Source organism: Pseudomonas sp. KNUC1026, assembly GCF_021650705.1.
GTDB lineage: Bacteria > Pseudomonadota > Gammaproteobacteria > Pseudomonadales > Pseudomonadaceae > Aquipseudomonas.
Genome location: NZ_CP087138.1, coordinates 1,262,531 through 1,287,647 on the forward strand (window position 1 = coordinate 1,262,531; position 25,117 = coordinate 1,287,647).

Annotated in this window: 14 protein-coding genes and 5 pseudogenes; 13 read left to right on the forward strand and 6 right to left on the reverse strand. The window is 64.2% G+C overall.

From position 1 onward, the window contains the following. Positions 1 to 49 precede the first annotated feature (49 nt). Together moaB and LN139_RS05660 are read left to right on the forward strand one after the other, a co-directional pair. Entirely contained in the window at positions 50 to 589 is a 540-nt protein-coding gene (gene moaB / locus LN139_RS05655; RefSeq protein ID WP_236359111.1) for a molybdenum cofactor biosynthesis protein B, read from the forward strand. Beyond that, positions 573 to 1,790, forward strand: a complete 1,218-nt coding sequence (locus LN139_RS05660; protein ID WP_236359112.1) for a molybdopterin molybdotransferase MoeA — start codon at positions 573 to 575, stop codon at positions 1,788 to 1,790. The genes moaB and LN139_RS05660 overlap by 17 nt, the downstream gene beginning before the upstream one ends. Here the strand turns inward: LN139_RS05660 and LN139_RS05665 are convergent. Then, positions 1,783 to 3,221 (reverse strand): annotated as a pseudogene (locus LN139_RS05665) (mannose-1-phosphate guanylyltransferase/mannose-6-phosphate isomerase). The gene LN139_RS05660 and the pseudogene LN139_RS05665 overlap by 8 nt on opposite strands. 250 nt (positions 3,222 to 3,471) lie before the next feature. On the opposite strand from LN139_RS05665, the gene yegS reads away from it, so the two are divergent. Then, positions 3,472 to 4,383 carry a lipid kinase YegS gene (gene yegS, locus LN139_RS05670; protein ID WP_236359113.1) on the forward strand — a complete coding sequence of 304 codons (912 nt, stop codon included), beginning with the start codon at positions 3,472 to 3,474 and terminating at the stop codon, positions 4,381 to 4,383. Positions 4,384 to 4,579: 196 nt separating this feature from the next. Continuing rightward, positions 4,580 to 5,506: pseudogene (locus LN139_RS05675) on the forward strand (chemotaxis protein CheV). 115 nt (positions 5,507 to 5,621) lie between these two features. Here the strand turns inward: LN139_RS05675 and LN139_RS05680 are convergent. Next, positions 5,622 to 7,555, reverse strand: a pseudogene (locus LN139_RS05680) (transglycosylase SLT domain-containing protein). Positions 7,556 to 7,717: 162 nt separating this feature from the next. On the opposite strand from LN139_RS05680, the gene LN139_RS05685 reads away from it, so the two are divergent. Beyond that, the gene (locus LN139_RS05685) at positions 7,718 to 9,640 is read left to right on the forward strand and encodes an ATP-binding cassette domain-containing protein (RefSeq protein WP_236359114.1); all 1,923 of its coding nucleotides are present in this window, start codon (positions 7,718 to 7,720) and stop codon (positions 9,638 to 9,640) included. Between the two features lie 7 nt (positions 9,641 to 9,647). On the opposite strand, the gene LN139_RS05690 is transcribed toward LN139_RS05685, so the two are convergent. Further along, on the reverse strand, positions 9,648 to 10,142 hold the full coding sequence (locus LN139_RS05690; protein WP_236359115.1) for a universal stress protein: 495 nt from the start codon (positions 10,140 to 10,142) through the stop codon (positions 9,648 to 9,650). A 102-nt stretch (positions 10,143 to 10,244) separates the two neighbouring features. On the opposite strand from LN139_RS05690, the gene LN139_RS05695 reads away from it, so the two are divergent. The 7 genes and pseudogenes from LN139_RS05695 (at position 10,245) to LN139_RS05725 (ending at position 18,320) form a co-directional block, all read left to right on the forward strand. Then, positions 10,245 to 10,682 (forward strand): hypothetical protein, encoded by a 438-nt coding sequence (locus LN139_RS05695; RefSeq protein WP_236359116.1) that lies wholly within the window; start codon positions 10,245 to 10,247, stop codon positions 10,680 to 10,682. 362 nt (positions 10,683 to 11,044) lie between these two features. Next, positions 11,045 to 13,192, forward strand: a complete 2,148-nt coding sequence (gene fadB, locus LN139_RS05700; protein WP_236359117.1) for a fatty acid oxidation complex subunit alpha FadB — start codon at positions 11,045 to 11,047, stop codon at positions 13,190 to 13,192. Between the two features lie 28 nt (positions 13,193 to 13,220). Then, on the forward strand, positions 13,221 to 14,396 hold the full coding sequence (gene fadA, locus LN139_RS05705) for an acetyl-CoA C-acyltransferase FadA (RefSeq protein WP_236359118.1): 1,176 nt from the start codon (positions 13,221 to 13,223) through the stop codon (positions 14,394 to 14,396). Between the two features lie 91 nt (positions 14,397 to 14,487). Continuing rightward, positions 14,488 to 14,739, forward strand: a complete 252-nt coding sequence (locus tag LN139_RS05710; RefSeq protein ID WP_236359119.1) for a DUF1653 domain-containing protein — start codon at positions 14,488 to 14,490, stop codon at positions 14,737 to 14,739. 98 nt (positions 14,740 to 14,837) lie between these two features. Beyond that, positions 14,838 to 17,455 (forward strand): annotated as a pseudogene (topA, locus tag LN139_RS05715) (type I DNA topoisomerase). Between the two features lie 51 nt (positions 17,456 to 17,506). Then, entirely contained in the window at positions 17,507 to 18,031 is a 525-nt protein-coding gene (locus LN139_RS05720) for a DUF6586 family protein (protein WP_236359120.1), read from the forward strand. Positions 18,032 to 18,083: 52 nt separating this feature from the next. Further along, positions 18,084 to 18,320, forward strand: coding sequence for a hypothetical protein (locus tag LN139_RS05725; protein ID WP_236359121.1), 237 nt, complete (start codon positions 18,084 to 18,086; stop codon positions 18,318 to 18,320). 35 nt (positions 18,321 to 18,355) lie between these two features. On the opposite strand, the pseudogene yghU reads toward LN139_RS05725, so the two are convergent. Next, positions 18,356 to 19,191: pseudogene (gene yghU, locus LN139_RS05730) on the reverse strand (glutathione-dependent disulfide-bond oxidoreductase). Between the two features lie 207 nt (positions 19,192 to 19,398). Here yghU and LN139_RS05735 point away from each other — a divergent pair. After that, on the forward strand, positions 19,399 to 20,283 hold the full coding sequence (locus LN139_RS05735) for a GNAT family N-acetyltransferase (protein WP_236359122.1): 885 nt from the start codon (positions 19,399 to 19,401) through the stop codon (positions 20,281 to 20,283). On the opposite strand, the gene LN139_RS05740 is transcribed toward LN139_RS05735, so the two are convergent. Continuing rightward, positions 20,234 to 23,875: an AAA family ATPase gene (locus LN139_RS05740; RefSeq protein WP_236359123.1), complete on the reverse strand. Its 3,642-nt coding sequence runs from the start codon at positions 23,873 to 23,875 to the stop codon at positions 20,234 to 20,236. The two genes, LN139_RS05735 and LN139_RS05740, sit on opposite strands and share 50 nt — an antisense overlap. After that, positions 23,872 to 25,113 (reverse strand): exonuclease SbcCD subunit D C-terminal domain-containing protein, encoded by a 1,242-nt coding sequence (locus tag LN139_RS05745; RefSeq protein WP_236359124.1) that lies wholly within the window; start codon positions 25,111 to 25,113, stop codon positions 23,872 to 23,874. The genes LN139_RS05740 and LN139_RS05745 overlap by 4 nt, the downstream gene beginning before the upstream one ends. Positions 25,114 to 25,117 lie beyond the last annotated feature (4 nt).

Here is a 25,117-nt window from a genome sequence, read left to right on the forward strand (position 1 = left end):
GTGGCTGTGATATAACACCGGCCATTGCCGCAAACAATCGGAACCTGCCATGAAAGCCAAGGCCGACACGCCTTTCGTGCCGCTCAACATTGCGGTGCTCACCGTCAGTGACACCCGCACCTTCGATAACGACACCTCTGGCCAACTGTTCGTCGACCGCCTCACCTCGGCCGGCCATCGGCTGGCCGAGCGCGTCTTGTTGAAGGACGATCTTTATCGCATTCGCGCCCAGGTTGCTCACTGGATCGCCGAGGAGGTGGTGCAAGTGGTACTGGTCACCGGGGGAACGGGCTTCACCGGCCGCGACAGCACGCCGGAGGCGGTGGCCTGCTTGCTGGATAAACGCATCGATGGATTTGGCGAGTTGTTCCGGCAGATCTCGGTTGCCGACATCGGCACCTCCACCGTTCAGTCCCGCGCATTGGCGGGCCTTGCCAATGGCACCCTGGTCTGCTGCCTGCCAGGGTCGACCAACGCCTGCCGCACCGCTTGGGACGGCATTCTGGCTGAGCAGTTGGATGCGCGTTTTCGCCCCTGCAATTTCGTGCCACACCTCAAGCAAGCCGCACCGTGTGAAAGCCGTGGCTGAGCGCTCCGCTTTGTTGTCGCTGGAGCAAGCCTTGGCGCTGTTGCTGGAAGCCGCCGATGCGTCACCGATTCTTGAGGTGGAACACCTCTCGCTTGCCGAGGCCGACCGCCGTGTGCTTGCCGAGGACCTGACCTCGCCGCTCGACGTTCCACCCTGGCCCAACAGTGCGATGGATGGTTACGCGCTGCGGCTTGCCGATGTCGCCGGGCAGCCGCTGCCGGTGAGCCAGCGAGTGCTCGCCGGCATGGCGCCCGCACCTTTGCAGCCAGGCACCTGCGCACGGATTTTCACCGGCGCGCCGGTGCCTGAAGGCGCCGATTGCGTGGAGATGCAGGAGAACACCGAAGTGCTGGGCGACGGTTGTGTCCGCTTGCTGCAGGCGCTCAGGCTCGGTCAGAACATTCGCCCGCAAGGCCAGGAAACCGTGCGGGGCGAAACCGTGCTTGCGGCCGGTGCGCGGCTGGGCCCCGCAGAACTGGGGCTGGCGGCCACTTTGGGCATGGATCGCATACCGGTACGGCGCAGGCCAGTGGTGGCAGTGCTGTCGACCGGCGATGAGCTGGTAGAGCCGGGCCAGGCGCTGGGGCCGGGGCAGATCTACAACAGCAACCGCCGCGTGCTCTGTAGCTGGCTGGAGCGCCTGGGCTGCCAGGTGCTGGACGCAGGCATCCTGCCTGACGATTTCGCCATGACCCGTGAGCGCCTGGGCGCCTACCGCCACGCCGATCTGATCCTCAGCACCGGCGGTGTGTCGGTGGGGGAGGCGGACTTCCTGGGCCAGGCGCTTCGTGAAGACGGTGCACTGGCGCTATGGAAACTCGCCATCAAGCCAGGCAAGCCGCTGACCTTCGGCCACTACCAGGGCGTGCCGGTCATCGGGCTGCCTGGCAACCCGGCTTCGACCCTGGTCACCTTCGGCCTGCTGGCGCGGCCCTACCTCATGCGACGGCTGGGCTGCCAGGCCGTCGAACCGCTTCGCCTCGTGGTACCGGCGGGCTTCGACTGGCCCAAGGCGGGCGGGCGCCGTGAGTTCTTGCGCGCCCGGCTGGACAGTGGCCGCGCAGTGCTCTACCCGAACCAGAGCTCCGGTGTACTACGCAGCGCTGCCTGGGCTCAGGGGCTGGTGGAAGTCCCGGAAGGGCGCAGTTTCAGCGAAGGGGAGGGGGTCAACTTCATTCCCCTGAGCGAGCTGTTCAACTGACCCTGCCGTACACATCGGTGAAGCGCACGATGTCGTCTTCACCGAGGTATTCACCACTTTGCACCTCGATCATCACCAGGTCGATCACGCCGGGGTTCATCAGGCGGTGCATGCGGCCGGGTTTGATGAAGGTCGACTCATTGGTGTCGAGCAGGAACTCTTCATCACCGTTGGTCACCTTGGCCATGCCGCTGACGATGATCCAGTGCTCGCTGCGGTGGTGGTGCATTTGCAAGGAGAGTTGCGCCTCAGGCTTGACTACGATGCGCTTGATCTTGAAGCGCTTGCCCTCTTCGAGCACGGTGTAGGTGCCCAGGGCCGTGTAACCGTGCGGTGCAGTCGATAGGCCTCATGGCCTTTGTCCTTGAGTGCCTTGGCGATTACCCGCACATCCTGGCTGCGGTGGGTGTCGGCAATCAACAGCGCGTCGGGCGTGTCGACGATCACCAGGTCCTGCACGCCTACGCACCCCACCACGCGCCGGGGCGAATCGATGTAGCAGTTGTGGGTGTCATGCAACACCGTCTCGCCGTTGCATTGGTTGCCTTGCGCATCGGCAGGTGCCAGCTCGCGGATTGCCTGCCATGAGCCGATGTCGCTCCAACCCAGCTGGCACGGCAGCACTGCAACCTTGCGAGAGTGCTCCATCACTGCGTAGTCGATCGACAGCGCCGGTGCCTGGCTGAAAGGCTCCGCGGCCAGCTCAACCTGAGTTTCCCCCTGGCCTTGCTTGCGCGGGCTCGCCGTCAGGCTGGCCTGGGCTGCTTCCAGTATCGCAGGCGCGTGCAGGGCCAGCTCCTGCAGGATTGCGTCTGCGCGCATGCAGAACATACCGGCATTCCACAGGTGGTTGCCGCCGGCCAGGAAGTCCTCGGCGGTGGCCTGGTCCGGCTTTTCCACGAAGCGCGCAACTTCGAACGCACCGTGTGTCAGCGCCGAACCCCGTTCGATGTAACCAAAGCCGGTTTCGGCGCGGGTAGGTACCAGCCCGAACGTCACCAGCGCGCCATCTGCTGCCACGGACTGCGCTGCCGCAACAGCCTCGGCGAATGCGGCGTGGTCCTGAATCAGATGGTCGGCAGGCAGCACCAGCATTTGAGCCTCAGGGCCATAGGTATCGGCCACGTACAGGGCGGCCACCGCGATGGCGGCTGCGGTATCGCGGCCTTCGGGCTCGAGCAGGAAATCCACCGCCAGTTTGCGATGGTTGTACTGGCGGTAGTCGTCCTGGGTGCGGAAATACTGCTCGCGCTGGGTGACCGTCACAATGCGCTCCACGCCAGGCAGGTTCGCTGCGCGCGTGAAGGTTTTCTGCAGCAGGCTTTCGCCATCGGGCAGGCGCATGAAGGGCTTGGGCATGCCCTCGCGCGAAACCGGCCACAAACGGGTGCCGGCGCCGCCGGCAATGATGCAGGGAACGAGGGAGCTCATCCTGAAAACCTCAGAAAGTGCGCGCGAGTGCGGGCTGGATTTGGGTGCGAAAAAGGCGGGCAGGCTACCGCCGCCTTCGAATGCGGCAGCGAGGGGAGAGTAGCGAGATAGTGCGCATGATAGTCAACGCATTGACTTTTGCAATGGCTTTTCATCGGAGTGACGAAAAATTGTCACTTCAGCTTCAGAGCCATTTGTGATGCGCCGTGGTCTATTGCCCATTCTCGATCACGTGGACGGAGTGTGGAGCATGGAACACCGTAAAGCCTGGATGATCCTGCATGGCAAGCAGGCGCTCAACGACGAGGTACGGCAAGCTGTGATCGCGCGCCGCGAGGCGGGTTGGGAGATTGCCGTACGCCTGACGTGGGAGGCCGGCGATGCCCAACGGTTGGTGCATGAGGGCCTGGAGGCTGGATACGGGATCGTTATCGCCGGGGGCGGTGATGGCACTTTGCGCGATGTCGCCCAGGCGTTGGCTGACGCGCCAGGGCGGGCCACCCTGGTTTTGTTACCGCTGGGCACCGCCAACGATTTTGCCCGCGCTGCGCAGGTGCCTCTGGAGCCGGCCGAGGCGCTGGCGTTGCTGGATGCCCCTGCGCGGCCAGTGGACCTGGGCGAGGCGGGCGGGGAGGTATTCCTGAACATGGCGACCGGCGGTTTCGGCAGCCAGGTCACCGCCAACACCTCCGAAGACCTCAAGAAAGTTTTGGGTGGCGCGGCGTATCTCTTCACCGGGCTGGGCCGCTTCAGCGAGCTCAAGGCTGCCTATGGCCGCCTGGAAGGCCCTGATTTTCACTGGGAAGGCGAGCTTCTGGCACTCGGCATCGGTAACGGCCGCCAGGCCGGCGGAGGCCACGCGCTGTGCCCTGAAGCCATGGCCGATGATGGCCTGTTGGACGTCAGTATCCTGCCGGCGCCGTCCGATATGATCGGCGCTCTCAAAGGGCTGCTCGCGGGAGGCCTCGCGCTGGACAACCTGTTTGTGCGTGCACGGCTGCCCTGGGTGCGTATTCACAGTGCCGAAGGCTTGGACATCAACCTGGACGGCGAGCCCTTGAAGAGCAACGACCTGCGTTTCGCAGCTCGCGCGGGCGCGCTGCGTGTGCACCTGCCTGCCGATTGCCCGCTGGTCGGCCAGCCAGGCCTGGCGATCTCCTGAAGTCGAGCGGGCCATTACCCCCGTGGGCCCGCTGCCTTGCCGATCGATCAAGATGCCGATCGGCTGATGGCGCTGGCCTTTGCTCCATGCGAGTGGTTTGATATTAATGTGATATCGCATTGCGGCTTCAAGTTTTCCGGCCGCTGGCCGATAGCCCGCATCAGACCACTGTCACTTCTCTCCCGGGGCTCAATCCATGGCTGGCATTCTCGATAGCGTCGATCAGCGCACGCAACTGGTCGGTGAAAACCGCCTGGAAATCCTTATGTTCCGCCTGGCGGGGCGGCAGTTGTTCGCCATCAACGTGTTCAAGGTGCAGGAAGTGCTGCAGCTGCCCAAGCTTACGTTGATGCCGCAACGCCATTCGTTCGTCTGCGGCGTGGTCAACCTTCGCGGCCAGACCCTCCCGGTGATCGACCTGTCCCAGGCCATCGGCATGAAACCCATCGCACCGGGCCCCAACAGCACCATCATCGTGACCGAGTACAACCGCTCGGTGCAGGCGTTCCTGGTGGGTGGTGTCGACCGCATCATCAACATGAACTGGGACGCGATCATGCCCCCGCCCACCAGTGCCGGGCGCCAGCATTACCTGACCGCTATCACCAAGGTCGATGACCAGTTGGTTGAGGTGATCGACGTGGAAAAGGTGCTGGCCGAGATCGTGCCGTACAACGCCAAGGTTCTCTCAGGATCGCCTTGAAGACCCGATCCTGGCGCGCGCTCGGGGCCGCGAAGTGCTGCTGGTGGATGACTCGACCGTGGCGCTGGCGCAATTGCGCGACACGCTATCGCAGTTGGGGATCAAGCTGCACACTGCCAGCAACGGCCTGAAGGGCCTGCAGATGCTCAAGGCATGGGCAGATGCCGGGAAGTGGTGACAGACAAGTTGCTGATGATGTTCACCGACGCCGAAATGCCGGAAATGGACGGCTACCGGTTGACCACCGAGATTCGCCAGGACCCACGTTTGGCCGCCCTTTACGTAGTGCTGCATACCTCATTGTCGGGCAGCTTCAACGAATCGATGGTGAAGAAGGTTGGCTGTGACAACTTCCTGTCGAAGTTCCAGCCTGACCGGCTGGTCGAGGTTGTGCGCCAGCGGTTGGAGCAGATTGGTTGAAGGCAGCTTGAAGCGGCTAGCTTCAAGCTGCAAGCGCCGGTGAGTCATTGTGTGTCGAGCGGCTCGTGACGCTGGGTTCGAGCTACAGGAAAAGGCCCTTTTGGGCCTTTTTCACTTACTGGTCGTCGAAAAACCGCTCGTTCCATTCCACGATCGGCTGCGGCGTGTTGAGTTTCTCGCCGTAGATCACCGCATAAGACAGCACGTTCTGCACATATTGCCGCGTTTCATCGAACGGTATCGACTCCACCCATACGTCGAAGCTCAGGTGATTGGCACCGCGCAGCCATTGCTTCACCCGGCCGGGGCCTGCGTTGTAGGCGGCGGTGGCCAGTACGCGGTTGCCGTTGAACTGCCCTTGAACCTGGCTCAGGTAAGCTGCGCCCAGCTGGACGTTCTTGTCCGGGTCGATCACCTGAGCCGGGCTTGCCAGAGGGATGTTGAACTTGCGTGCGGTTTCCTTGGCAGTGGCTGGCATCAGTTGCATCAGGCCCATGGCGCCGACGCCAGAGCGAGCGTCGTCCATGAATGCGCTTTCCTGGCGGGTGATGGCGAACGCCCAGCTTGCATGCACGCCGCGCAGCCTGGATTCACGCACCAGCGCGTCGCGGTGAGCCATCGGAAAGCGGATGTCCAGGTCGTCCCAGTACTGCGCCTGGCTGATGGTGCGGATGGCCGGGAAATACCAGCCCAGGTCATAGGCGAGGCGAGCCTGCGCGACCATTTCGTCACGGTCGAACAGCCGGGTGACGCGATACCACTCCCGGCGCCCGGGAACGATTTCGCCACGTTCGTAGAGCTCGAGCGCGCGGCGGATGCCCGGGGCCCGGCGTACCTTGGCCACTGTGGCCGCCGAGAGCGGCAGCGGGCGGTTGGTCAGTTGGTAAGGTTCCTGCGCGTGGTCAGCGGCGAGGAAACCGTAGAAGTCACGCTCCTTGGCCAGGCGCGGTACAGCTGCATGCCCAGCGGGTTGCGCGGTTGCGCCAGCTCCAGGCTGCGTGCCTGCCAGTAACGCCAGCGGTTGGTGCCTGCCAGCGATGCTGGCAGGCGTTTCGTCAGGTCGTAGGCGTCCTGCCAGCGGCCCAGGCGCAGCAGCAGGCGCAGGCGCCATTCGCTGACGGTATCGTCCTTGAGGTCCGGGTCGTAGCGGGTCATCAGGTCAAGGGCACGGGGGTCGTAGCGGCGCGCCAGGGTCAGGCCGATTTCATTGGCAATGGCGACTTTTTCGGCAGCGGAAAAACGCATGGTGGCGGCATAGCTGTCGAGCAGGGCCATGGCCTGCTCAGGGTCCTGTTTGGCCAGCCGGCGCAGGCCGTAGCTGACGATGTCGCCCATGGCTTCGTCGGCGGGCTGGAACAGTTGCGGTTGCTCCAGCAGCTCGGGTTTTTGCGCGACGTTGAGCAGCAGCTTGCCTTGATTGGAGAGCGTGACCAGGCCGCTGGCCAGGTTGTTGGCCAAGGAGGTATTGCGTGCCTTGACCGCCAGCTTCAGGCGCGCCCAGCGTTTCTGCTCGGTCAGCTGGCCTTCACCCGCCCAACGGGTGAACAGCGCCTCGCAGGTGGCGGGGCGGTCCTTGCCGCTGAGCCACAACTGATCGGTAAGGGCATAGCCTTCGGCGCGCAGGTTCGGCTGGGTAAGCTGGTATTGCGCGTGAAGGCAGTCGAGTTCGGCGAAGTTCAGTTTGGGGCTGTAATAGCGCTCGAAAGTGGCCCAGTCGCCACGGTCGCTCAACTGCCGCAGCCAGCGCAGCTTCATCCAGTTGGCTTGCGGCAGATCGCCATGGTCGGCGAGGAACCGCTCCACTTCCTCGTTGCTTGCCGACGGCAGCCGGGCGCTGAGCTCGTCGAAGGCGAGGTAGGGTTCAAGCGGGTAGTCGGCCAATGCCACCTTCGATTGCAGATAGAGCGCGCTGTTGCCCTTGGCCAGCGCAGCCTTGGCCTGGTCGTAGAGCTGGCGCTGGGTGGCGAGGTCAGCGGCGTGGATAGAGCTTGAGGTGACCGCAGAGAACAGCAGCACACAGGAAAAGACGCGGGACAGTCGACTGCGCATGAGACTTCCGGAAGCAAAAGCGGTGAAGACGGCACCAGGCCGTACGATGGGGGCTGAGCTTAGCCGGTCATGGCGCTGCCGTGAATGCGTCTGGTAAGAGGATGTGTCGCCCAGCGCCGGGCCAAACCGGGTAGAATGCGCGCCCGGTTGACGGAGAGACTCATGACCCTGCTCAAACTAAGCGACGTGTCGCTCGCTTATGGCGCCATGCCCTTGCTCGACAAGGTGTCCTGGCAGATCGCGCGCGGCGAGCGCGTATGCATCATCGGCCGTAACGGCACGGGCAAATCCAGCATGCTGCGCCTGGTGCGTGGCGACCAGAAGCCCGACGACGGCGATATCTGGCGAGCGCCCGGGCTCAAGATCGGCGAACTGCCACAGGAATTGCCGCGGGCCGACGAGCGGACGGTGTTCGATGTGGTCGCCGAGGGCCTGGCCGGGGTCGGTGAGCTGCTTGCACGTTATCACCACCTGAGCCAGAACATCGTCACCGACGAAGACCTGCAGGCACTGATGCACGTGCAGCAGGAGCTTGAGGCCCGCGACGGCTGGCGCCTGCAGCAACTGGTCGACAGCACCCTGAGCCGGTTGCAGCTGCCCGCCGACAAAACCCTCGCCGAGCTCTCCGGTGGCTGGCGCCGCCGTGTGCTGCTGGCCCAGGCGCTGGTCAGCGAGCCCGACCTGCTGCTGCTCGACGAGCCGACCAACCACCTGGATATCGGCGCCATTGCCTGGCTGGAGGAAGCGCTTTCAAGCTTCGGCGGCGCGGTGCTGTTCATCACCCACGACCGGGCCTTCCTGCAAGGCCTGGCCACGCGCATTCTGGAGCTGGACCGCGGCCACCTGATCGACTGGAACGGCGACTACGCCAGTTTCCTGGTGCACAAGGAGGCGGAGCTGGCGGCCGAGGAGGTCGCCAACGCCCTGTTCGACAAGCGCCTGGCTCAGGAAGAGGTCTGGATCCGGCAAGGCATCAAGGCGCGCCGTACCCGCAACGAAGGCCGCGTACGCGCGCTCAAGGCGTTGCGGGTCGAGCGTGGCGAGCGCCGCGAGCGGCAGGGCAAGGCGAACATCCAACTGGAGGTGGCCGACAAGTCGGGCAAGCAGGTGCTGGCGCTCGAGAACGTCAGCTACGCCCACCCCGGCGGCCCGATGCTGGTGAAGGATTTTTCCCTGGTGCTGCAGCGCGAGGATCGCATCGGCCTGCTCGGCGCCAACGGCAGCGGCAAAACCACGTTGCTCAAACTGATGCTCGAGGAACTGGCGCCGGTCAGCGGTACGGTCAAGGCCGGTACCAAGCTTGAGGTGGCCTATTTCGACCAGTTGCGGCTGCAGCTGGATCTGGACAAGACCGTCATCGACAACCTGGCCGAAGGCCGTGATTTCATCGAGATCGATGGCCAGAGCCGGCACGTGTTGAGCTACCTAGGCGACTTCCTGTTCAGCCCGCAGCGTGCGCGAACTCCGGTCAAGGCGCTTTCGGGTGGCGAGCGGGCGCGCCTGCTGCTGGCCAAGCTGTTCAGCAAGCCTGCGAACATGCTGGTGCTCGATGAGCCCACCAACGACCTGGATGTCGAGACTCTGGAACTGCTGGAAGAAGTGCTGGCCGGCTTCAAGGGCACGGTGCTCATGGTCAGCCACGATCGGGCCTTCCTCGATAACGTGGTCACCAGCACGCTGGTGTTCGAAGGCGATGGCCAGGTCCGCGAGTATGTCGGTGGTTACCAGGACTGGCTGCGCCAGGGCGGTTCCCCGCGCCTGCTGGGTGTCAAGGAGAACAAGAGCGGCAAGGCCGAGCTCAACAGCGCAGTTGTCAGCGCGCCTGAGGCAGCCCCTGCGCCGGCAACTGCCGAGCCTGCAGCTGCCAAGAAGAAGCTCAGCTACAAACTGCAACGCGAGCTCGATGCGCTGCCGGGGCAGATCGAAGCTCAAGAGCAGAAGATCGAAGCCGTGCAGCAGCAGATAGCGAACCCGGCTTTCTATCAGCGCCCGGCGGCAGAGACTACCGCCGTACTGGCCCAGCTCGAGCAATTGCAAGCCGAGCTCGACACGCTGGTGGAGCGTTGGGCCGAGCTCGACGGCTGAGGGCGTTTCAGAAGGCTGGTGTGGCGGGTGGTTCGCTCGCCTGAGGTGCGGGCGCTTCAGCGGCGGTAGCCGGCTTGAGGCGCACCGCCAGAACGTCACAAGGCGCGCCATGCAGTACGTCGCTCGAGGTGGAGCCCAGCAGCAGTTTCAGGCCATGGCGGCCGTGGCTGCCCACCACGATCAGGTCGATGCCGTTCTTCTTGGCCAGCTCGTGGATTTCCTGGCGGGGTTGGCCATAGGTGATATGGGCGTCGCCTCTTGGAATGTCCGGGAATTTTTTCAGCAGGTTCTCCAGGCGCTCCTTGGCCTGGTCGAATCGCTGCTGCTGCAGTTGTGAAAGGTCCATGGGCACGTCGCCGCCGAAGGCCATCGCCATCGGCTCGACGATATGAACCAGCGAAAGCTTGGTTCCGCCGGCCTGGGCCAGGCTCGCAGCGCGCTTGACTACCGGGTCGCACTCCTCGGTCAGGTCGACGGCGACCAGAATATGTTGATAGGACATGGCAATGACTCCCGACAATGGCATGAAAATGAGTATGGTCGCTTTCTGTACGGATGTTCTGACACCCGTCAGGGCGGCTCGTTGTTATCCGGGGCACTTGATATGACGGTCTGGATAGTGCTGTCAATCGTTCTGGTGCTGCTGAGCCCCATCGCCTGGCTTAAACCGTCGCGTCGCCAGAGCGGGCGCATGGCAGTGCGCCTGGAGGCGCGGCGCCTGGGCCTGGCCATGCAACTGGCGCCTGACAGCTGGCCGCACTGGATGAACGGGCAGGCGCCCGACCCCTGCCCGCAATATTCCCGCCCACGCACCTCGGCCACTGGCGGCGCCTGGTGCTACTGGCAGCCTTCGCCGGGCCGCTGGGTGAACCAGTGGCAGGAGCCCTGTGAAGATGAGCGCGTACTGGCGCAATTGGCACAACTCCCGGGCGATGCGTGGAAGGCTCAGGCCGACGCACGGATGGTGGCGTTGTGGTGGGGCGAGCGAGGTGACGTGGCTGTGGTGCACCAGGTGCTGAAAGTGCTGGCCTCAAGCCATTAAAAAGCCCGATCGCAAGGATCGGGCGGGGTAGGCCAGGCAGGCCGGAAATCACTCGGCTGATCATACGCCGGCCTCAGACAGTTTTGCTCATGATTTTCAAGCCTGTCGCATCGGTCGGCGTGCGGTAGGAACATACCGGCGCCACATTGCCTGGCTATGCTTGCACCAGTGTAAAAATGCCACCTGGGGCGGCCGTTGTGCCTGATTGACATTCCGCCTGCTTTGGCCGAAGGTGTGCGCAGCCCGATCAAACGGGCGTATGAATCGCTCGTTTGGCGTCCCATGCGCTCGCTTCGCTCCGGCGGGCAGGCCCTGTGGCCTGGCCGGGGCCCCAACATACGTTTCCATCTGGAGATCCGTTGATGATTTACGAAGGTAAAGCCATCACACTCAAGGCGCGCGACGGCGGCATCGTCGAACTGCGTTTCGACCTCGAAGGCGAGTCCGTCAACAAGTTCAACCGCCTGACTCTCGAAGAACTGCGAACGGCAGTCGACATTCTCAAAGCCCATGAAGGCCTTGCTGGCGTGCTGGTCACCAGTGGCAAGGATGTCTTCATCGTCGGCGCCGATATCACCGAGTTCGTTGCCAACTTCCGTCTCCCGGAGGCTGAATTGCTGGCTGGCAACCTGGAAGTGAACCGCATCTTCAGCGACTTCGAAGACCTCCCGGTACCGACCGTGGCGGCGATCAACGGTATCGCCCTGGGCGGTGGCCTTGAAATGTGCCTGGCGGCGGATTTTCGCGTCATGGCCAGCAGCGCCAAGATTGGCCTGCCTGAAGTCAAACTGGGCATCTACCCGGGCTTCGGCGGTACCGTGCGCCTGCCGCGCGTGATCGGTGCCGATAACGCCATCGAGTGGATCGCCGCCGGCAAGGAGCAACGTGCCGAGGAAGCGCTGAAAGTGCGCGCGGTCGACGCCGTGGTCGCCCCTCAGCTGCTCGAGGACGCATCACTCGATCTGCTGCGCCGAGCTATCTCGGGTGAGCTCGACCACCTGGCGCGTCGCCAGCCCAAGCTTGAAAAGCTCAAGCTCAATGCCATCGAGCAGATGATGGCATTCGAGACCGCCAAGGGCTTCGTCGCCGGCCAGGCCGGGCCGAACTACCCGGCCCCCGTCGAGGCCATCAAGACCATCCAGAAAGCCGCCAACTTCGGCCGCGACAAGGCTATCGAGGTCGAGGCCGCAGGCTTCGTCAAGATGGCCAAGACTCCAGCTGCCGAAAGCCTGATCGGCCTGTTCCTCAACGATCAGGAGCTCAAGCGCAAGGCCAAGGCCTGGGACGAACTCGCCAGGCCGGTCAACCAGGCGGCGGTGCTGGGCGCGGGCATCATGGGCGGTGGCATCGCCTACCAGTCGGCGTCCAAAGGCACGCCGATCCTGATGAAGGACATCAATGAAAAAGGTATCGCCCAGGGCCTGAGCGAGGCTTCCAAGCTGTTCGGCAAGCTGGTCGAGAAGGGGCGTTTGACCCCAGCCCAGATGGCCGAGGGCCTGAGCGCGATTCGGGCGACCATGTCCTATGGCGATTTCGGCGGTGTCGACATTGTGGTCGAGGCGGTGGTCGAGAACCCCAAGGTCAAGCAAGCCGTGCTCGCCGAGGTTGAAGCCCAGGTCAGGCCCGGCACCGTGCTGGCGTCCAACACCTCGACCATTTCCATCAGCCTGCTGGCCGAAGCGCTCAAGCACCCGGAAAACTTCGTTGGCATGCACTTCTTCAACCCGGTGCACATGATGCCGCTGGTTGAAGTGATCCGCGGCAAGCACTCCAGCGATGAGGCCGTCGCCACCACGGTGGCCTACGCCAAGAAGATGGGCAAGAACCCGATCGTGGTCAACGACTGCCCGGGCTTCCTGGTCAACCGCGTGCTGTTTCCCTATTTCGGTGGCTTCGCCCGCCTTGTCAGCGCCGGCATCGACTTCGTGCGTATCGACAAGATCATGGAGAAGTTCGGCTGGCCCATGGGCCCGGCCTACCTGATGGACGTGGTCGGCATCGACACCGGGCATCACGGCCGCGATGTGATGGCCGAAGGCTTCCCCGACCGGATGAAAGACGACCGTCGTTCGGCGATCGACGCGCTGTATGATGCCGGCCGCCTGGGGCAGAAGAACGGCAAGGGCTTCTATGCCTACGAGACCGACAAGAAGGGCAAACCCAGGAAGGTCGCCGACCCGTCGGTGCTCGAAGTGCTCAAGCCGGTGGTTTACGAGCAGCGCGAGCTGAGTGATGAAGACGTGCTCAACTGGATGATGATCCCCCTGTGCCTGGAAACCGTGCGCTGCCTGGAAGACGGCATCGTCGAAAGCGCGGCCGAAGCGGACATGGGGCTGGTGTATGGCATTGGCTTCCCTCCCTTCCGTGGGGGCGCGCTGCGCTACATCGACTCGATCGGCGTGGCCGAGTTCGTCGCCCAGGCCGACCGTTACGCCGAGCTGGGCCCGCTGTATCACCCCACCGCCCGCCTGCGTGAAATGGCCGCCAATGGCGAACGTTTTTTCGGCTGAGCCGCCCGACTACTGAGCGAGATCTGTTATGAGCCTGAATCCAAGAGATGTGGTGATCGTCGACTTCGGTCGCACACCCATGGGCCGCTCCAAGGGCGGCATGCATCGCAATACTCGCGCCGAGAACATGTCGGCGCACCTGATCGACCAATTGCTGGCGCGCAACCCGAACGTCGACCCCAGCGAAGTCGAAGACGTGATCTGGGGCTGCGTGAACCAGACCCTGGAGCAGGGCTGGAACATCGCCCGCATGGCGTCACTGATGACGCGCATTCCTCACAGCGCCGGTGCGCAAACCGTCAGCCGCCTGTGCGGCTCGTCGATGAGCGCGCTGCACACCGCTGCACAGGGCATCATGACCGGCCACGGCGATGTCTACGTGATCGGCGGTGTCGAGCACATGGGCCATGTGGGCATGATGCACGGTGTCGACCCCAACCCGCAGCTGTCGCTGCACGCGGCCAAGGCCTCGGGCATGATGGGGCTGACTGCCGAACTGCTGGGCAAGATGCACGGCATTGGCCGTGAGCAGCAGGACGCCTTCGCGGTGCGCTCTCATCAGCTGGCACACAAGGCCACTGTCGAAGGGCTGTTCAAGGATGAAATCATCCCGATGGAAGGCTACGACGAAGACGGCCGCCTGAAGGTGTTCGACTACGACGAAACCATCCGTGCCGACACCACCCTGGAAGGCCTGGCGGCGCTCAAGCCGGCGTTCAACCCCAAGGGCGGCACCGTGACGGCCGGCACCAGCTCGCAGATCACCGACGGTGCTTCGTGCATGATCGTGATGTCGGCGCAGCGTGCCCAGGACCTGGGCCTGTCGCCACTGGCCAAAATCCGCTCGATGGCTGTGGCAGGCTGCGATCCGTCGATCATGGGCTACGGCCCGGTACCGGCGACGCAGAAGGCACTCAAGCGCGCTGGCCTGTCCATCGCCGATATCGACTGCATCGAGCTCAACGAAGCCTTCGCCGCGCAAGCCTTGCCGGTGCTCAAGGACCTGAAAGTGCTCGACAAGATGGACGAGAAGGTCAACCTGCACGGCGGTGCGATCGCCTTGGGCCACCCCTTCGGTTGCTCCGGGGCACGGATTTCCGGCACTCTGTTGAACGTGATGAAGCAAAAGGATGCCACCCTGGGCATCGCTACCATGTGTATCGGCCTCGGCCAGGGCATCACCACGGTGTTCGAGCGGCTCTGACGGCACGCTCGCAATGACCGCGCCGGGGCCTTGTGCCCCGGCGCTCGTTTGCGCTTCAAAAATTTGAAACTTAATTTTCGTGAGGTTTTCCATGCAGATTCAGCCCGGCATCTACCGCCACTACAAAGGGCCGCAGTACCGGGTGTTCGGCGCGGCAAGGCATTCGGAAAGCGAGGAGTGGGTTGTGGTCTACCAGTCGCTGTATGGCGATTACGGCCTCTGGGTGCGGCCGCTGTCGATGTTTCTGGAGTCGGTAGCCGTGGACGGCGAACAGGTCCCGCGCTTTGCTCTGGAGCACGCCGAGGAGGGCCGTTTCGAGCTGCCGTCGGGCGATGAGGTTTAGGGAGGAAACTTGACCTCACCTTTTCACCACTATATATAGCGGTGCCTTCAAGGTTCTTACCGTTTTCTTTTTTCAGCCATTCAGGACATTTCCAATCCATGGGCAAATCGCTGGTCATCGTGGAATCCCCGGCCAAGGCCAAGACCATCAACAAGTACCTGGGCAACCAGTACGTGGTGAAGTCGAGTATCGGCCATATCCGCGACCTTCCCACCAGTGGTTCGGCCAGTGCTGCCAAGGAACCGGCCAAGGCGGGCGCCAAGAAGGCCAAGACTGCCTCTGAGGCACCGGTGCTGTCGGCGCGGGAAAAAGCCCGCAAGCAGCTGGTGACGCGCATGGGGGTCGACCCTGAGCACGGTTGGAAGGCGCAGTACGAAATCCTTCCCGGCAAGGAGAAGGTGATCGAAGAGTTGCGCCGGCTTGCCAAGGACGCCGACACCATCTATCTCGCAACCGACTTGGACCGCGAGGGGAGGCCATCGCCTGGCACCTGCGCGAAGCCATTGGCGGCGACGATTCACGCTACAAGCGCGTGGTGTTCAACGAAATCACCAAAAAGGCCATTCAGGAGGCGTTCTCGCAACCGGGCGACCTGGACATCGACCGCGTCAACGCGCAGCAGGCACGGCGCTTTCTGGACCGGGTGGTCGGCTATATGGTCTCGCCGCTGTTGTGGCAGAAGATCGCCCGTGGCCTGTCAGCCGGCCGGGTTCAGTCGGTGGCGGTGAAGCTGGTGGTTGAACGCGAGCGGGAAATCCGCGCCTTCATCCCCGAAGAATATTGGGAGCTGCATGCAGACCTGGGCGGCAAGGCCAAGGCGCAGGTGCGTTTCGAAGTCGCCCGCGAGAAGGGCGAAGCGTTCAAGCCGGTGAACGAAGCCCAGGCCATGGCCGCCGTTGAGGCGCTCAAGGCCGCAAGCTTCAGTGTGGCCAAGCGCGAAGACAAGCCCACCAGCAGCAAGCCATCGGCGCCGTTCATCACCTCCACCCTGCAACAGGCCGCGAGCAACCGCCTGGGCTTCGGTGTGAAGAAGACCATGATGATGGCCCAGCGCTTGTACGAAGCGGGCTACATCACCTACATGCGTACCGACTCCACCAACCTGTCCCAGGACGCCCTGGAGATGGCGCGCACCTATATCGACAAAGAGTTCGGCGCCGCCTACCTGCCGGCCCAGCCCAATGTCTATGGCAGCAAAGAGGGCGCCCAGGAGGCGCACGAAGCGATTCGCCCATCCGACGTCAACGTGGCCCCCACCCAGTTGTCGGGCATGGAGCGCGACGCCGAGCGCCTGTACGAGCTGATCTGGCGCCAGTTCCTGGCGTGCCAGATGACGCCCGCGCAGTACCTGTCCACCACCATCACCGTCATGGCCGGCGACTTCGAGCTGCGTGCCAAAGGCCGCATCCTGCGCTTCGACGGTTATACCCGTGTGATGCCTCAGCAGAGCAAGCCGGGCGAAGACAACGTGCTGCCGGAGATGGAGCAGGGCGAGGCGCTCAAGCTGATCAAGCTCGACCCCACCCAGCACTTCACCAAGCCGCCGGCACGCTTCTCCGAAGCCAGCCTGGTCAAGGAAATGGAAAAACGCGGCATCGGCCGGCCATCGACCTACGCTGCGATCATCTCCACCATCCAGGACCGCGGCTATGTGACCTTGCAGAACCGCCGCTTCCACTCCGAGAAAATGGGCGACATCGTCACCGAGCGCCTGTCGGAGAGCTTCGCCAACCTGATGGACTACGGCTTCACCGCCGGCATGGAAGAGAACCTCGACGACATCGCCCACGGCGAGCGTGACTGGAAAAACGTGCTCGACGAGTTCTATGGCGACTTCCGCTTCAAGCTCGAAAGTGCCGAAAACGCCGAGCACGGCATGCGTGCCAATCAGCCTACTCCGACGGACATTCCGTGCCCCGAGTGCGGCCGTCACATGATGATCCGCACCGCGTCCACAGGCGTATTCCTTGGCTGTTCGGGCTACAGCCTCCCGCCCAAGGAGCGCTGCAAGGCCACCATCAACCTGGTGCCAGGCAACGAGATCGCCGAGGACGACGAGGGTGAGTCCGAATCGCGGCTGCTGCTCAACAAGCACCGTTGCCCGATCTGCAGCACCGCCATGGACGCTTACCTGGTGGACGAGAAGCGCAAGCTGCACATCTGTGGCAACAACCCTGACTGCCCCGGCTACGAGGTGGAGCAGGGCAGCTACCGCATCAAGGGCTACGAAGGGCCAAGCCTTGAGTGCGACAAGTGCGGCAGCGAAATGCAGCTCAAGACCGGCCGCTTCGGCAAATTCTTCGGTTGCACCAACCCTGCGTGCAAGAACACCCGCAAGCTGCTGCGCAGCGGTGAAGCGGCGCCGCCGAAGATGGACGCGGTGAAGATGCCCGAGCTCAAGTGCGAGAAGGTCACCGACACCTACGTGCTGCGCGACGGTGCTTCCGGCCTGTTCCTTGCCGCCAGCCAGTTCCCGAAGAACCGTGAGACTCGCGCGCCGCTGGTGCTGGAACTGCTGCCGCACAAGGATGAGATCGATCCGAAGTACCACTTCCTGTTCGATGCGCCGATCAAGGATCCCGACGGCCGGCCTGCGGTGATCCGTTACAGCCGCAAGACCAAGGAGCAATATGTGCAGTCCGAGGTCGAGGGCAAGCCGACCGGCTGGCGAGCCTTCTTCGACGGCAAGGCCTGGAAGGTCGAAGACAAGCGCTGATCCATCACGGGGCCCACGGGCCCCGTTTTACTGTGTTCAAGGAGGTGTGCCATGGCGCACGAGCTCTATACCCGCACCAATCAGAAGATCTACTTCGCCGGCCTCGCCCTTGAGCAGTTGGCCCAGGCGGCGCAGGGCACTTCTATGAATGCCGCCGCGCTGCAGCAGGCCGGCCGCGAAGCGGTGCTGTTCCACCTGTACGGCGCACTGCTGGGTTTGTGCCATGAGATTGCCGGGTTTTACCACCTGCCGGACACTCGCGCCCCGCGCGCCGAGGCCTATCTGAATGAACAGGTGCTGGCACAGGCCGCCAACCCCGAGCTTGCTGAGCTGGTGGAATTGTTGCAAAGCCGGGATTCCTGGCTGGTGCGTTTGTTGGCTGCCTACAGCGCGCTTTACGAGCCGCCACGTGCACTGCGGGAAATAAAGCGTGACGTCACCACCCCACTGATCGCGGCAGTCAACCTGGACGAGCCGGAGCCTGAACCCGGGCTGGACGGCGTGACCCTGGAGCAATGGCGTCAGCATCTCAAGCAATTGGCCGTTCGGTTCCGCGATGGCTTGAGTGAGTGCTGACAAGCAAAAGCGCTGTTACACTATTCCGCCTTTCCCGGAGAACTTCATCTGTATGTCTACGTCCTTTCTTGAAATCGTCGAACTGCCAGACGGCCGTATCGAACTGCGCCGCGCCGAAGACGAAGGGTCGTTGGTGACTCTGGATTTCTCCGAGGACGCCAAGGCATTTCTCCAGGGCCAGCACGTCGAAGTGGCCAAAGCCATGCTCAGCGTGGGCGTTCAGATGGCGGGCAAGTTGGTCGATGGTGAGCTCGAACGCGCCGACGAAGGCCCGCGCGTCCTGCATTGAGAGGCGCAAGCGCCGCTCGCCGCTTGCTTGGATGATCAGCCGAAATCTTTCGCCGAGTGCCGCTCCAGCACTTGCGTAGCTTCATCACCCCACGGGCGGTTGACCCGCTGCCCGCGCTGTACAGCAGGGCGCTGTGCAATCAGGTCGGCCCACCGCTTGACGTGGGTGTAATCCTGTACCGACAAGAACTCCGCTGCATTGTACAGATCCCCGCGCACCAGCTTCCCGTACCAGGACCAGATGGCGATATCGGCGATGCTGTACTCGGCGCCTGCGATATAGGGCGGGCGGCCAGGTGGCGGTCAAGCACGTCGAGTTGGCGTTTGGCCTCCATCGCATAGCGGTCGATGGCGTATTTGATCTTCTCCGGGGCGTACGCATAGAAGTGCCCGAAGCCGCCCCCCAGGAACGGCGCTGAACCCATCTGCCAGAACAACCAGTTCAAGGCCTCGGTGCGCGACAGCGGATCTTGCGGCAGCAGGTCGCCGAACGCCTCGGCCAGGTACAGCAGAATGGCGCCAGACTCGAACACCCGAACCGGCTCAGTGCCACGGCGGTCGACCAGCGCCGGGATCTTGGAGTTGGGGTTGATTTCGACGAAACCACTGCCGAATTGCTCGCCGTCGTTGATGCGGATCAACCAGGCATCGTACTCGGCGCCCACGTGGCCACGCTCGAGCAGCTCTTCGAGCATGATGGTGACCTTGATGCCGTTGGGCGTGGCCAGGGAATACAGCTGGAACGGGTGTTCGCCCACTGGCAATGGCTTTTCATGAGTGGCGCCCGCGGCCGGGCGGTTGACGCTGGCGAAACGGCCTTCCTGGGCTTGGGGTGGGGTCCATACGGCGGGCGGGGTATAGGTGTCGGTCATAGAGGCCTCGAGAGGATTGAACGAGCTTGCTTTGTGTTGACCTCCCCACTTGGGGTCAGTGCGCTGACGATAACGCAAAATAATTGCTTTTGATGCTCGAGCGCGGCCAGTAATGGTAATGGACCCTTGAAAACCTACCGTCTTGGATCTTTGAACTGGCCAATCTCGCGCTAGAGTGTGACTTCTTTCCACGCCCTGGATGCCTCGATGCCGCGCCTTAACGATTTCAACCAGCCGCTGGGAGAGCCAGTAGAAGCCTGGCAGCCCCGCCCGCAGCCTGAGGGCGTGACACTCACCGGCTGCCACTGCCGCCTGGAGCCCCTCGATGCCGCACGCCATGCCGATGCGCTGTACACGGCTTACAGCCAGGCGGCAGATGGGCGTGACTGGACTTACCTGTTCGTCGGCCCCTTCGACAGCGCTGAGCAGTACCGTGAATACACCACAGCGATTGCACGCAGCACCGACCCCCGGCATTACGCGATCATCGACCTGAACAGCGGCGAGCCGGTGGGCACGATAGCGTTGATGCGCATTGACCCTGCCCATGGTGTGATCGAGGTGGGCAGCGTCACATTCTCCCCGCTGCTCAAGCAGTCCGTGCTGTCGACCGAAGCGCAATACCTGTTGATGCGCTACGTGTTCGACACTTTGGGTTACCGCCGTTATGAATGGAAATGCGACAGCCTCAACGAGCCCTCGCGCCGCGCTGCGCAACGCCTGGGCTTCACCTTCGAAGGGATCTTTCGCCAGGCCGTGATCTACAAGGGGCGCAGCCGTGACACGGCGTGGTTTTCCCTGCTTGCGCAGGAGTGGCCGATGGTCAGAGAAAGCGTTCGAGGCCTGGTTGGCTCCCGAAAACTTCGACGAGCAAGGCCGCCAGCGGCGGCGCCTGGAGGCGTTGCGCTGACTGCACAGCGCATCGTTGCCTGCCAGTTGCGGGGCATCGCCCGGCAAGCCGGCCTCCCACCTGGAAGGCTCAGGCCCGCAGATCACCTCGTGGGAGGGCGGCTTGCCGCGCGACAAGCCGATCCCCCCTGCCTCAGGGCGTCTCCACCACACTCAACCCATTACCCTGCCGGCGCACCCTGATCTGCACCGGAATGCGTTCATGCATCTCCTGCACGTGAGAGATCACCGCCACCTTGCGCCCTTGAGCCTGAAGGCTGTCCAGCGCGTCCATGGCCAACTGCAACGACTCAGGGTCAAGGCTGCCAAAGCCCTCATCGATGAACAGCGATTCGATCTTCAGCGTGCTGGATGCCATCGACGCCAGCCCCAGCGCGAGCGCCAGCGACACCAGGAAGGTTTCGCCGCCGGAGAGCGAATGCACCGAGCGGGTTTCGTCGCCCATCTCGGTGTCGACCACCAGCAAACCGAGCAGGCTGCCGCCGCGCTTGAGGCGGTAGCGGCGCACCAGTTGGCGCAACTGTACGTTGGCGTGCTGCACCAGCCGGTCGAGGTTGTACGCCTGGGCAATGCGGCGGAAGCGGTCGCCTTCCGCCGATCCGATCAGTGCCGACAAGCGGCCAGCGCGCAGGGCCACGGCCTGTGCCGCTTCCATGCGCGCCAGCAATTGCTGCTGCTCCTGCTGGCGACGTTGGTCGTCGAGCTGGCGGGCGCGCAGCTCACCGTGCTCGCGCTCCAGCGTTTCGCAGCGCTCGGTCAGCTCTGCCAACTGGGCCTGGAGCGCCTCGCGCTCAGGCGCGTCGCTACGCAACGCCTGATGAGCCTGCTGGCGGCTGGCGCGTTCGCCGACCAGTACCTGTGCCTGGGCCAGTGCGGTCTGGGCAGTGCCCAGCCGCTCGCGCACCTGCTGCGCCTCGATGTCGTCCAGTGCCAGCAAGGTTTGCAGGGTCTGGTCATCGAGCGTGGGCACGCTGGCGCGCCAGGCCTGGAGGGCTTGATCGAGCGACTGCGCCGTGTCGGTTTCCTGAGCCAGGCGCTGGCTGAGGCTGTGCTGCTCGCTTTCCAGGCGCACGACCTCCGTGGCTGCGGCCTGCAACTGTTCGGCCAACTGCGAGCAAGCTTCGCCTGCCGCGGTGATGGCCTGGTCAAGTTGCGTTTGCCAGGCGTCGGCGGAGGGGTGCTCGCCCAATAGGGTGGTGAGTTGCTGTTGGTCTGCGTCGCGGCGTTGATCGATCGTGGCCAGGCTCTGTTTACGCTCGGTCAGCGAATGTTCACTGTGCTGCAGTTGGTTGGCGAGCAAGGCCAGTTGCTGGGCGCGCTCGTCACGCGTCAGTTGCTCGTCACGCTGGCGCTCGAGCTGTTCGCGGCGCGTGGCGACCTGCTGGTCGAGCGCCATGAATGCCTGGGTAGGCTGCGTTTGCAGGGCCTGGCGATGGTCATCCGGCAGGAGGTTATCGAAAGCTTGCAGCTCTTCGGCAAGGCGCTGGCGATCATCGGCCAGCGCTTTTTGCTGGTTGGCCAGGGCCTGGGCGCTGGACTGGGCGGCCTGTTCTGCGCCATGGACTTGCTGTTGCAGGCGGCTGGCATCCTGCTGCCACTGGAACAGCCGCTGCTGCTGCTGTTCATCGTTTGCCAACTGCTGAGCCAGCCGCTCCCGGCGCTGCGCCAGGCGCTGGCCTTGCTCGGCCACCGGCAGCTCGGCCAGGCGTGCATACAACGGCAGTTGCGCAAGTGCGTCCAGGCACTGCTGGCGCTGCTGCTGCAGAGGTTCTTCCTGCTCGCGCAATTGCTTGAGCTGTTCGATCAACGCACCGACTTCAGCGCGCAGTTCGGCCAGCCGAGCGGCGTGCTGTTCCACGGCCTGGCGCGCCCGCTGTTCTTCATTGGCGTCATGGCCGGCCATGGCCTTGGCCAACGGTTCGGGCTGGTGCCACGGGTGCTCGAGGCTGCCGCACACTGCGCACGGCTCACCGGGTTGCAGCTGCTGGCGGAGCGCTTCAACGCTGCTGTCGCGCGCCAGGCGCTGGCGTTCCAGCAACTGCAAGGTGGTTGCCAATGCGGCGGTGGCCCGCTCGTGCTGCTGTTTGACCGCCATACCTTCGCGCGTGCGCGCCTCGCGTTGCTCACCCAACCGCTGCTGCTGTACGGCCAGTTGCGCCAGGCGCTCGTCGAGGTCGGCAACGCGCTGCCAGGCCCGCTCCAGCTCTTCGGTTTCCTTGAGCTGTTGACGGTTGTCGGCCAGCAGCCGATTGAGCACTTGTGCGCGCTCGGCAAGGTCCTCGCCATTGCTGTCAGCTTCCTGCTGAAGTGCCTGCAAGGCCTGGCGCGCGCTTTCCAGGGTTTCTCTGGCCTGTTGGGCCGCTGCTTCCAGCGCGGGCAATTCCTTGTCGCCCTGCTCAAGGCGCGCACTGGCTTCAAGCAGCTTCTGCAGGCGCGGGCGATGCACTGGCCAGGCGTCGGCCAAGGCTGCCAGCGCGCTGCTGTGTTCAAGGCCTTGGGCGATAGTGGCCAGTTCCGCGTCGGCGGCCTGTTGCCGCTCAAGGCTGGCGTGATGCTGGGCACTGGCTTGGGCGAATTCGGCTTGTGCCCGCTCAACGGCCTCTGCCAACGGCTGGCGATCCTGGGCAAGTGCCGCCAGGCCATGGGCGAGGTCGAAGGCCTGGCGCAGGGCAGGGGCGCTGGCTTGGCGAGCCGCCTGGGCCTGCTCCTGAGTGTGCCGGGCCTGCTGGTGGGCCGTGTGCAACTGTGCCTGCGCTTCGCGGCGGGCCTGCAACGAGCGTTCAAGTTCAACAGCCTGGTCGCCGAGCGTGGCGATGGCTTGCCGAGTGGCCGCTTGCTGGCTGAAGCGATGACGCTGCGGCGCCAGCTGTTCGAGCCAGTGCAGGCGCTCGCGTTCACTCTCCAGGTCGCCCAGCTCCGCCTGTGCGGCGGCGTGCTGATCGAGCGCGGCCTGGTGCTGTTCGGCAAGCTGGTCGCCTTCGGTGTACCACTGCCGCACCTGCTCGGCCAGGCGCAGGCTGGCCTGGTCAGCCTTGAGCGCGGCGGCAGCGCTGTGCACCTGCTGGTCGAGGGCCGCGCGATCGTCTTCGTCCAGCGGCGCGACAGCGCCCGCCTGGCCACGCAGCGCTTCAACAGCCTGCTGGGCGGCCTTGGCCTTTTCATAGGCGCGCCGGCCCAGGCGGCTGTAGAGCGCAGTGTCGGTGAGTTTTTCCAGCAGCTCGCTGCGCTCGTTGTCGTCGGCCTTGAGAAAGGCGCTGAAGTCGCTCTGGGCCAGCATCACCGCGCGGGTGAACTGGGCGAAGTTCAGCCCCAGGCAGGCCTCCAGGCGTTCGCGGTATTCGCCTTTCTGGCTGGCCAGCAACTGGTTGGCGTCCAGGTCGGTCAGGCTCTGGCGGCTGGCTTGCAGCTTGCCGTCGGCGCGTTCACGGGCGCGGTTGGCTTCCCAGCGGGCGCGGTAGCGGCGGCGGTCGACGCCGACGAAATCCACTTCGGCATAGCCTGCGCCAGTGCCGCGCCGCAGCAGGGTGCGCGGGTCGGCGGTTGTGATTTCACCGTCGGCGTCGGGCACCTTGGTGCTGGCGCTCACGTTGCCCAGCCGAGGCACTGCGCCGAACAACGCCAGGCACAGTGCGTCGAGGATCGTGCTCTTGCCCGCGCCGGTGGGGCCGGTGATGGCGAACAGGCCAGCGCTGGCGAGCGGTTCGCAGGTGAAGTCCAGGGTCACCGGGCCGGCAATGGAGGCCAGGTTCTTCAGGCGGATGGCAAGGATCTTCATGGCTGGTCGTCCTCCAGTTGCACGTCCTGCAACAGCTGGGCGAAATCCTCCAGCGTCTGCTCATCCGGCTCGCTGCCGTACTGTTCTTGCCAGGCCCGGGTGAACAGCGCCTGCGGCTGCATCTGCTCGAGCTCGAACACCACCCCGGCGGCCTCCTGGGCCACCAGCCCGCCCTGGTACTGGGCGGCGATACGCACCAGCCGCGCGGCCTTGCCCAGCAGGGCGGCCTCGATGCGCTGGCGCAGGTCCGGCTGCGGTTGGTCGAGCAGAATGCGCACTTCCAGCCACGGCAGATGCACTTCTTCTTCGAGCAGCCCCGGCACCGGCAACGCCTGCAGTTGCTCGATCACCTCTTCCAGCGGTGCCGGGCCGATGCGCTTGAGGTCTACGGCGCGGGGCACACGCAAAGCGTGCACATCCACGAGCTTGCCCTTGTCGTCGAAATCCACCTGCAGTACCTGGTGCGGGTAGTCCACTTCCGAAAACGACAGCGGAATCGGCGACCCGCTGTAGCGCAGGCGGAAGTCGGCATTGACCCGCTGCGGCTTGTGCAGGTGCCCGAGGGCGACGTAGTCGATGCTTTCGTCGAACAGGCTGGCCGGCAGGGCCTCGGCGCTGCCGATGATCAGGCTGCGCTCGGAGTCCAGCGACACGCTGCCGCCGGCAAGGTGGGCGTGGCTGATGGCGACCAGGGCCTGGCCACGCTTGCGCTTGGCGTTGGCGGCGGCGATCAGCTCTCGGTGCACACGGGCGATGCCGGCCAGGTAATCGTCACCGCGCTCGCCGCCGGTCACCTCCGCCGGGCGCAGGAACGGCAAGGCCAGGCACCAGCCCAGCGGCTTGCCGCGTTTGCCGGTGAGTGGAATCAGCAAGCGCTCGCTGTCCAGCGTGCCGTCGTCCAGCCATTGCACGCGGCCCAGCGCATGGGCGCGCAGCCGGCGCATCAGTGGTGCGGGCAACTCGATGCGAGAGCCGGAGTCATGGTTGCCGGCGATCATGATGATGGTCAGCGAGGGCAGTTGCTCGTGGGCGCTGACGATGAATTCGTACAGGCGCTCTTGCGCCCTGAGCGGGGGGTTGACTGTGTCGAAGATGTCGCCGGCCACCAGCAGGGCGTCGGGGCGCAGTTCGACGATGCGCCCCAGCAGCCATTTGAGGAAGCAGGTGTGCTCGTAGTCACGGTCCTGGCCGTGCAGCGACTGGCCCAGGTGCCAATCGGAGGTGTGCAGCAAACGCATGGGC

Coding starts and splice junctions, on each gene's coding strand:
- LN139_RS05685 (WP_236359114.1), top strand. CDS start 7,718: ATGACCCTGCTCAAACTAAGCGACGTGTCGCTCGCTTATGGCGCCATG.
- LN139_RS05745 (WP_236359124.1), bottom strand. CDS start 25,113: ATGCGTTTGCTGCACACCTCCGATTGGCACCTGGGCCAGTCGCTGCAC.
- LN139_RS05720 (WP_236359120.1), top strand. CDS start 17,507: ATGGCGCACGAGCTCTATACCCGCACCAATCAGAAGATCTACTTCGCC.
- LN139_RS05735 (WP_236359122.1), top strand. CDS start 19,399: ATGCCGCGCCTTAACGATTTCAACCAGCCGCTGGGAGAGCCAGTAGAA.
- fadB (WP_236359117.1), top strand. CDS start 11,045: ATGATTTACGAAGGTAAAGCCATCACACTCAAGGCGCGCGACGGCGGC.
- fadA (WP_236359118.1), top strand. CDS start 13,221: ATGAGCCTGAATCCAAGAGATGTGGTGATCGTCGACTTCGGTCGCACA.
- LN139_RS05740 (WP_236359123.1), bottom strand. CDS start 23,875: ATGAAGATCCTTGCCATCCGCCTGAAGAACCTGGCCTCCATTGCCGGC.
- LN139_RS05710 (WP_236359119.1), top strand. CDS start 14,488: ATGCAGATTCAGCCCGGCATCTACCGCCACTACAAAGGGCCGCAGTAC.
- yegS (WP_236359113.1), top strand. CDS start 3,472: ATGGAACACCGTAAAGCCTGGATGATCCTGCATGGCAAGCAGGCGCTC.
- LN139_RS05695 (WP_236359116.1), top strand. CDS start 10,245: ATGACGGTCTGGATAGTGCTGTCAATCGTTCTGGTGCTGCTGAGCCCC.
- moaB (WP_236359111.1), top strand. CDS start 50: ATGAAAGCCAAGGCCGACACGCCTTTCGTGCCGCTCAACATTGCGGTG.
- LN139_RS05690 (WP_236359115.1), bottom strand. CDS start 10,142: ATGTCCTATCAACATATTCTGGTCGCCGTCGACCTGACCGAGGAGTGC.
- LN139_RS05725 (WP_236359121.1), top strand. CDS start 18,084: ATGTCTACGTCCTTTCTTGAAATCGTCGAACTGCCAGACGGCCGTATC.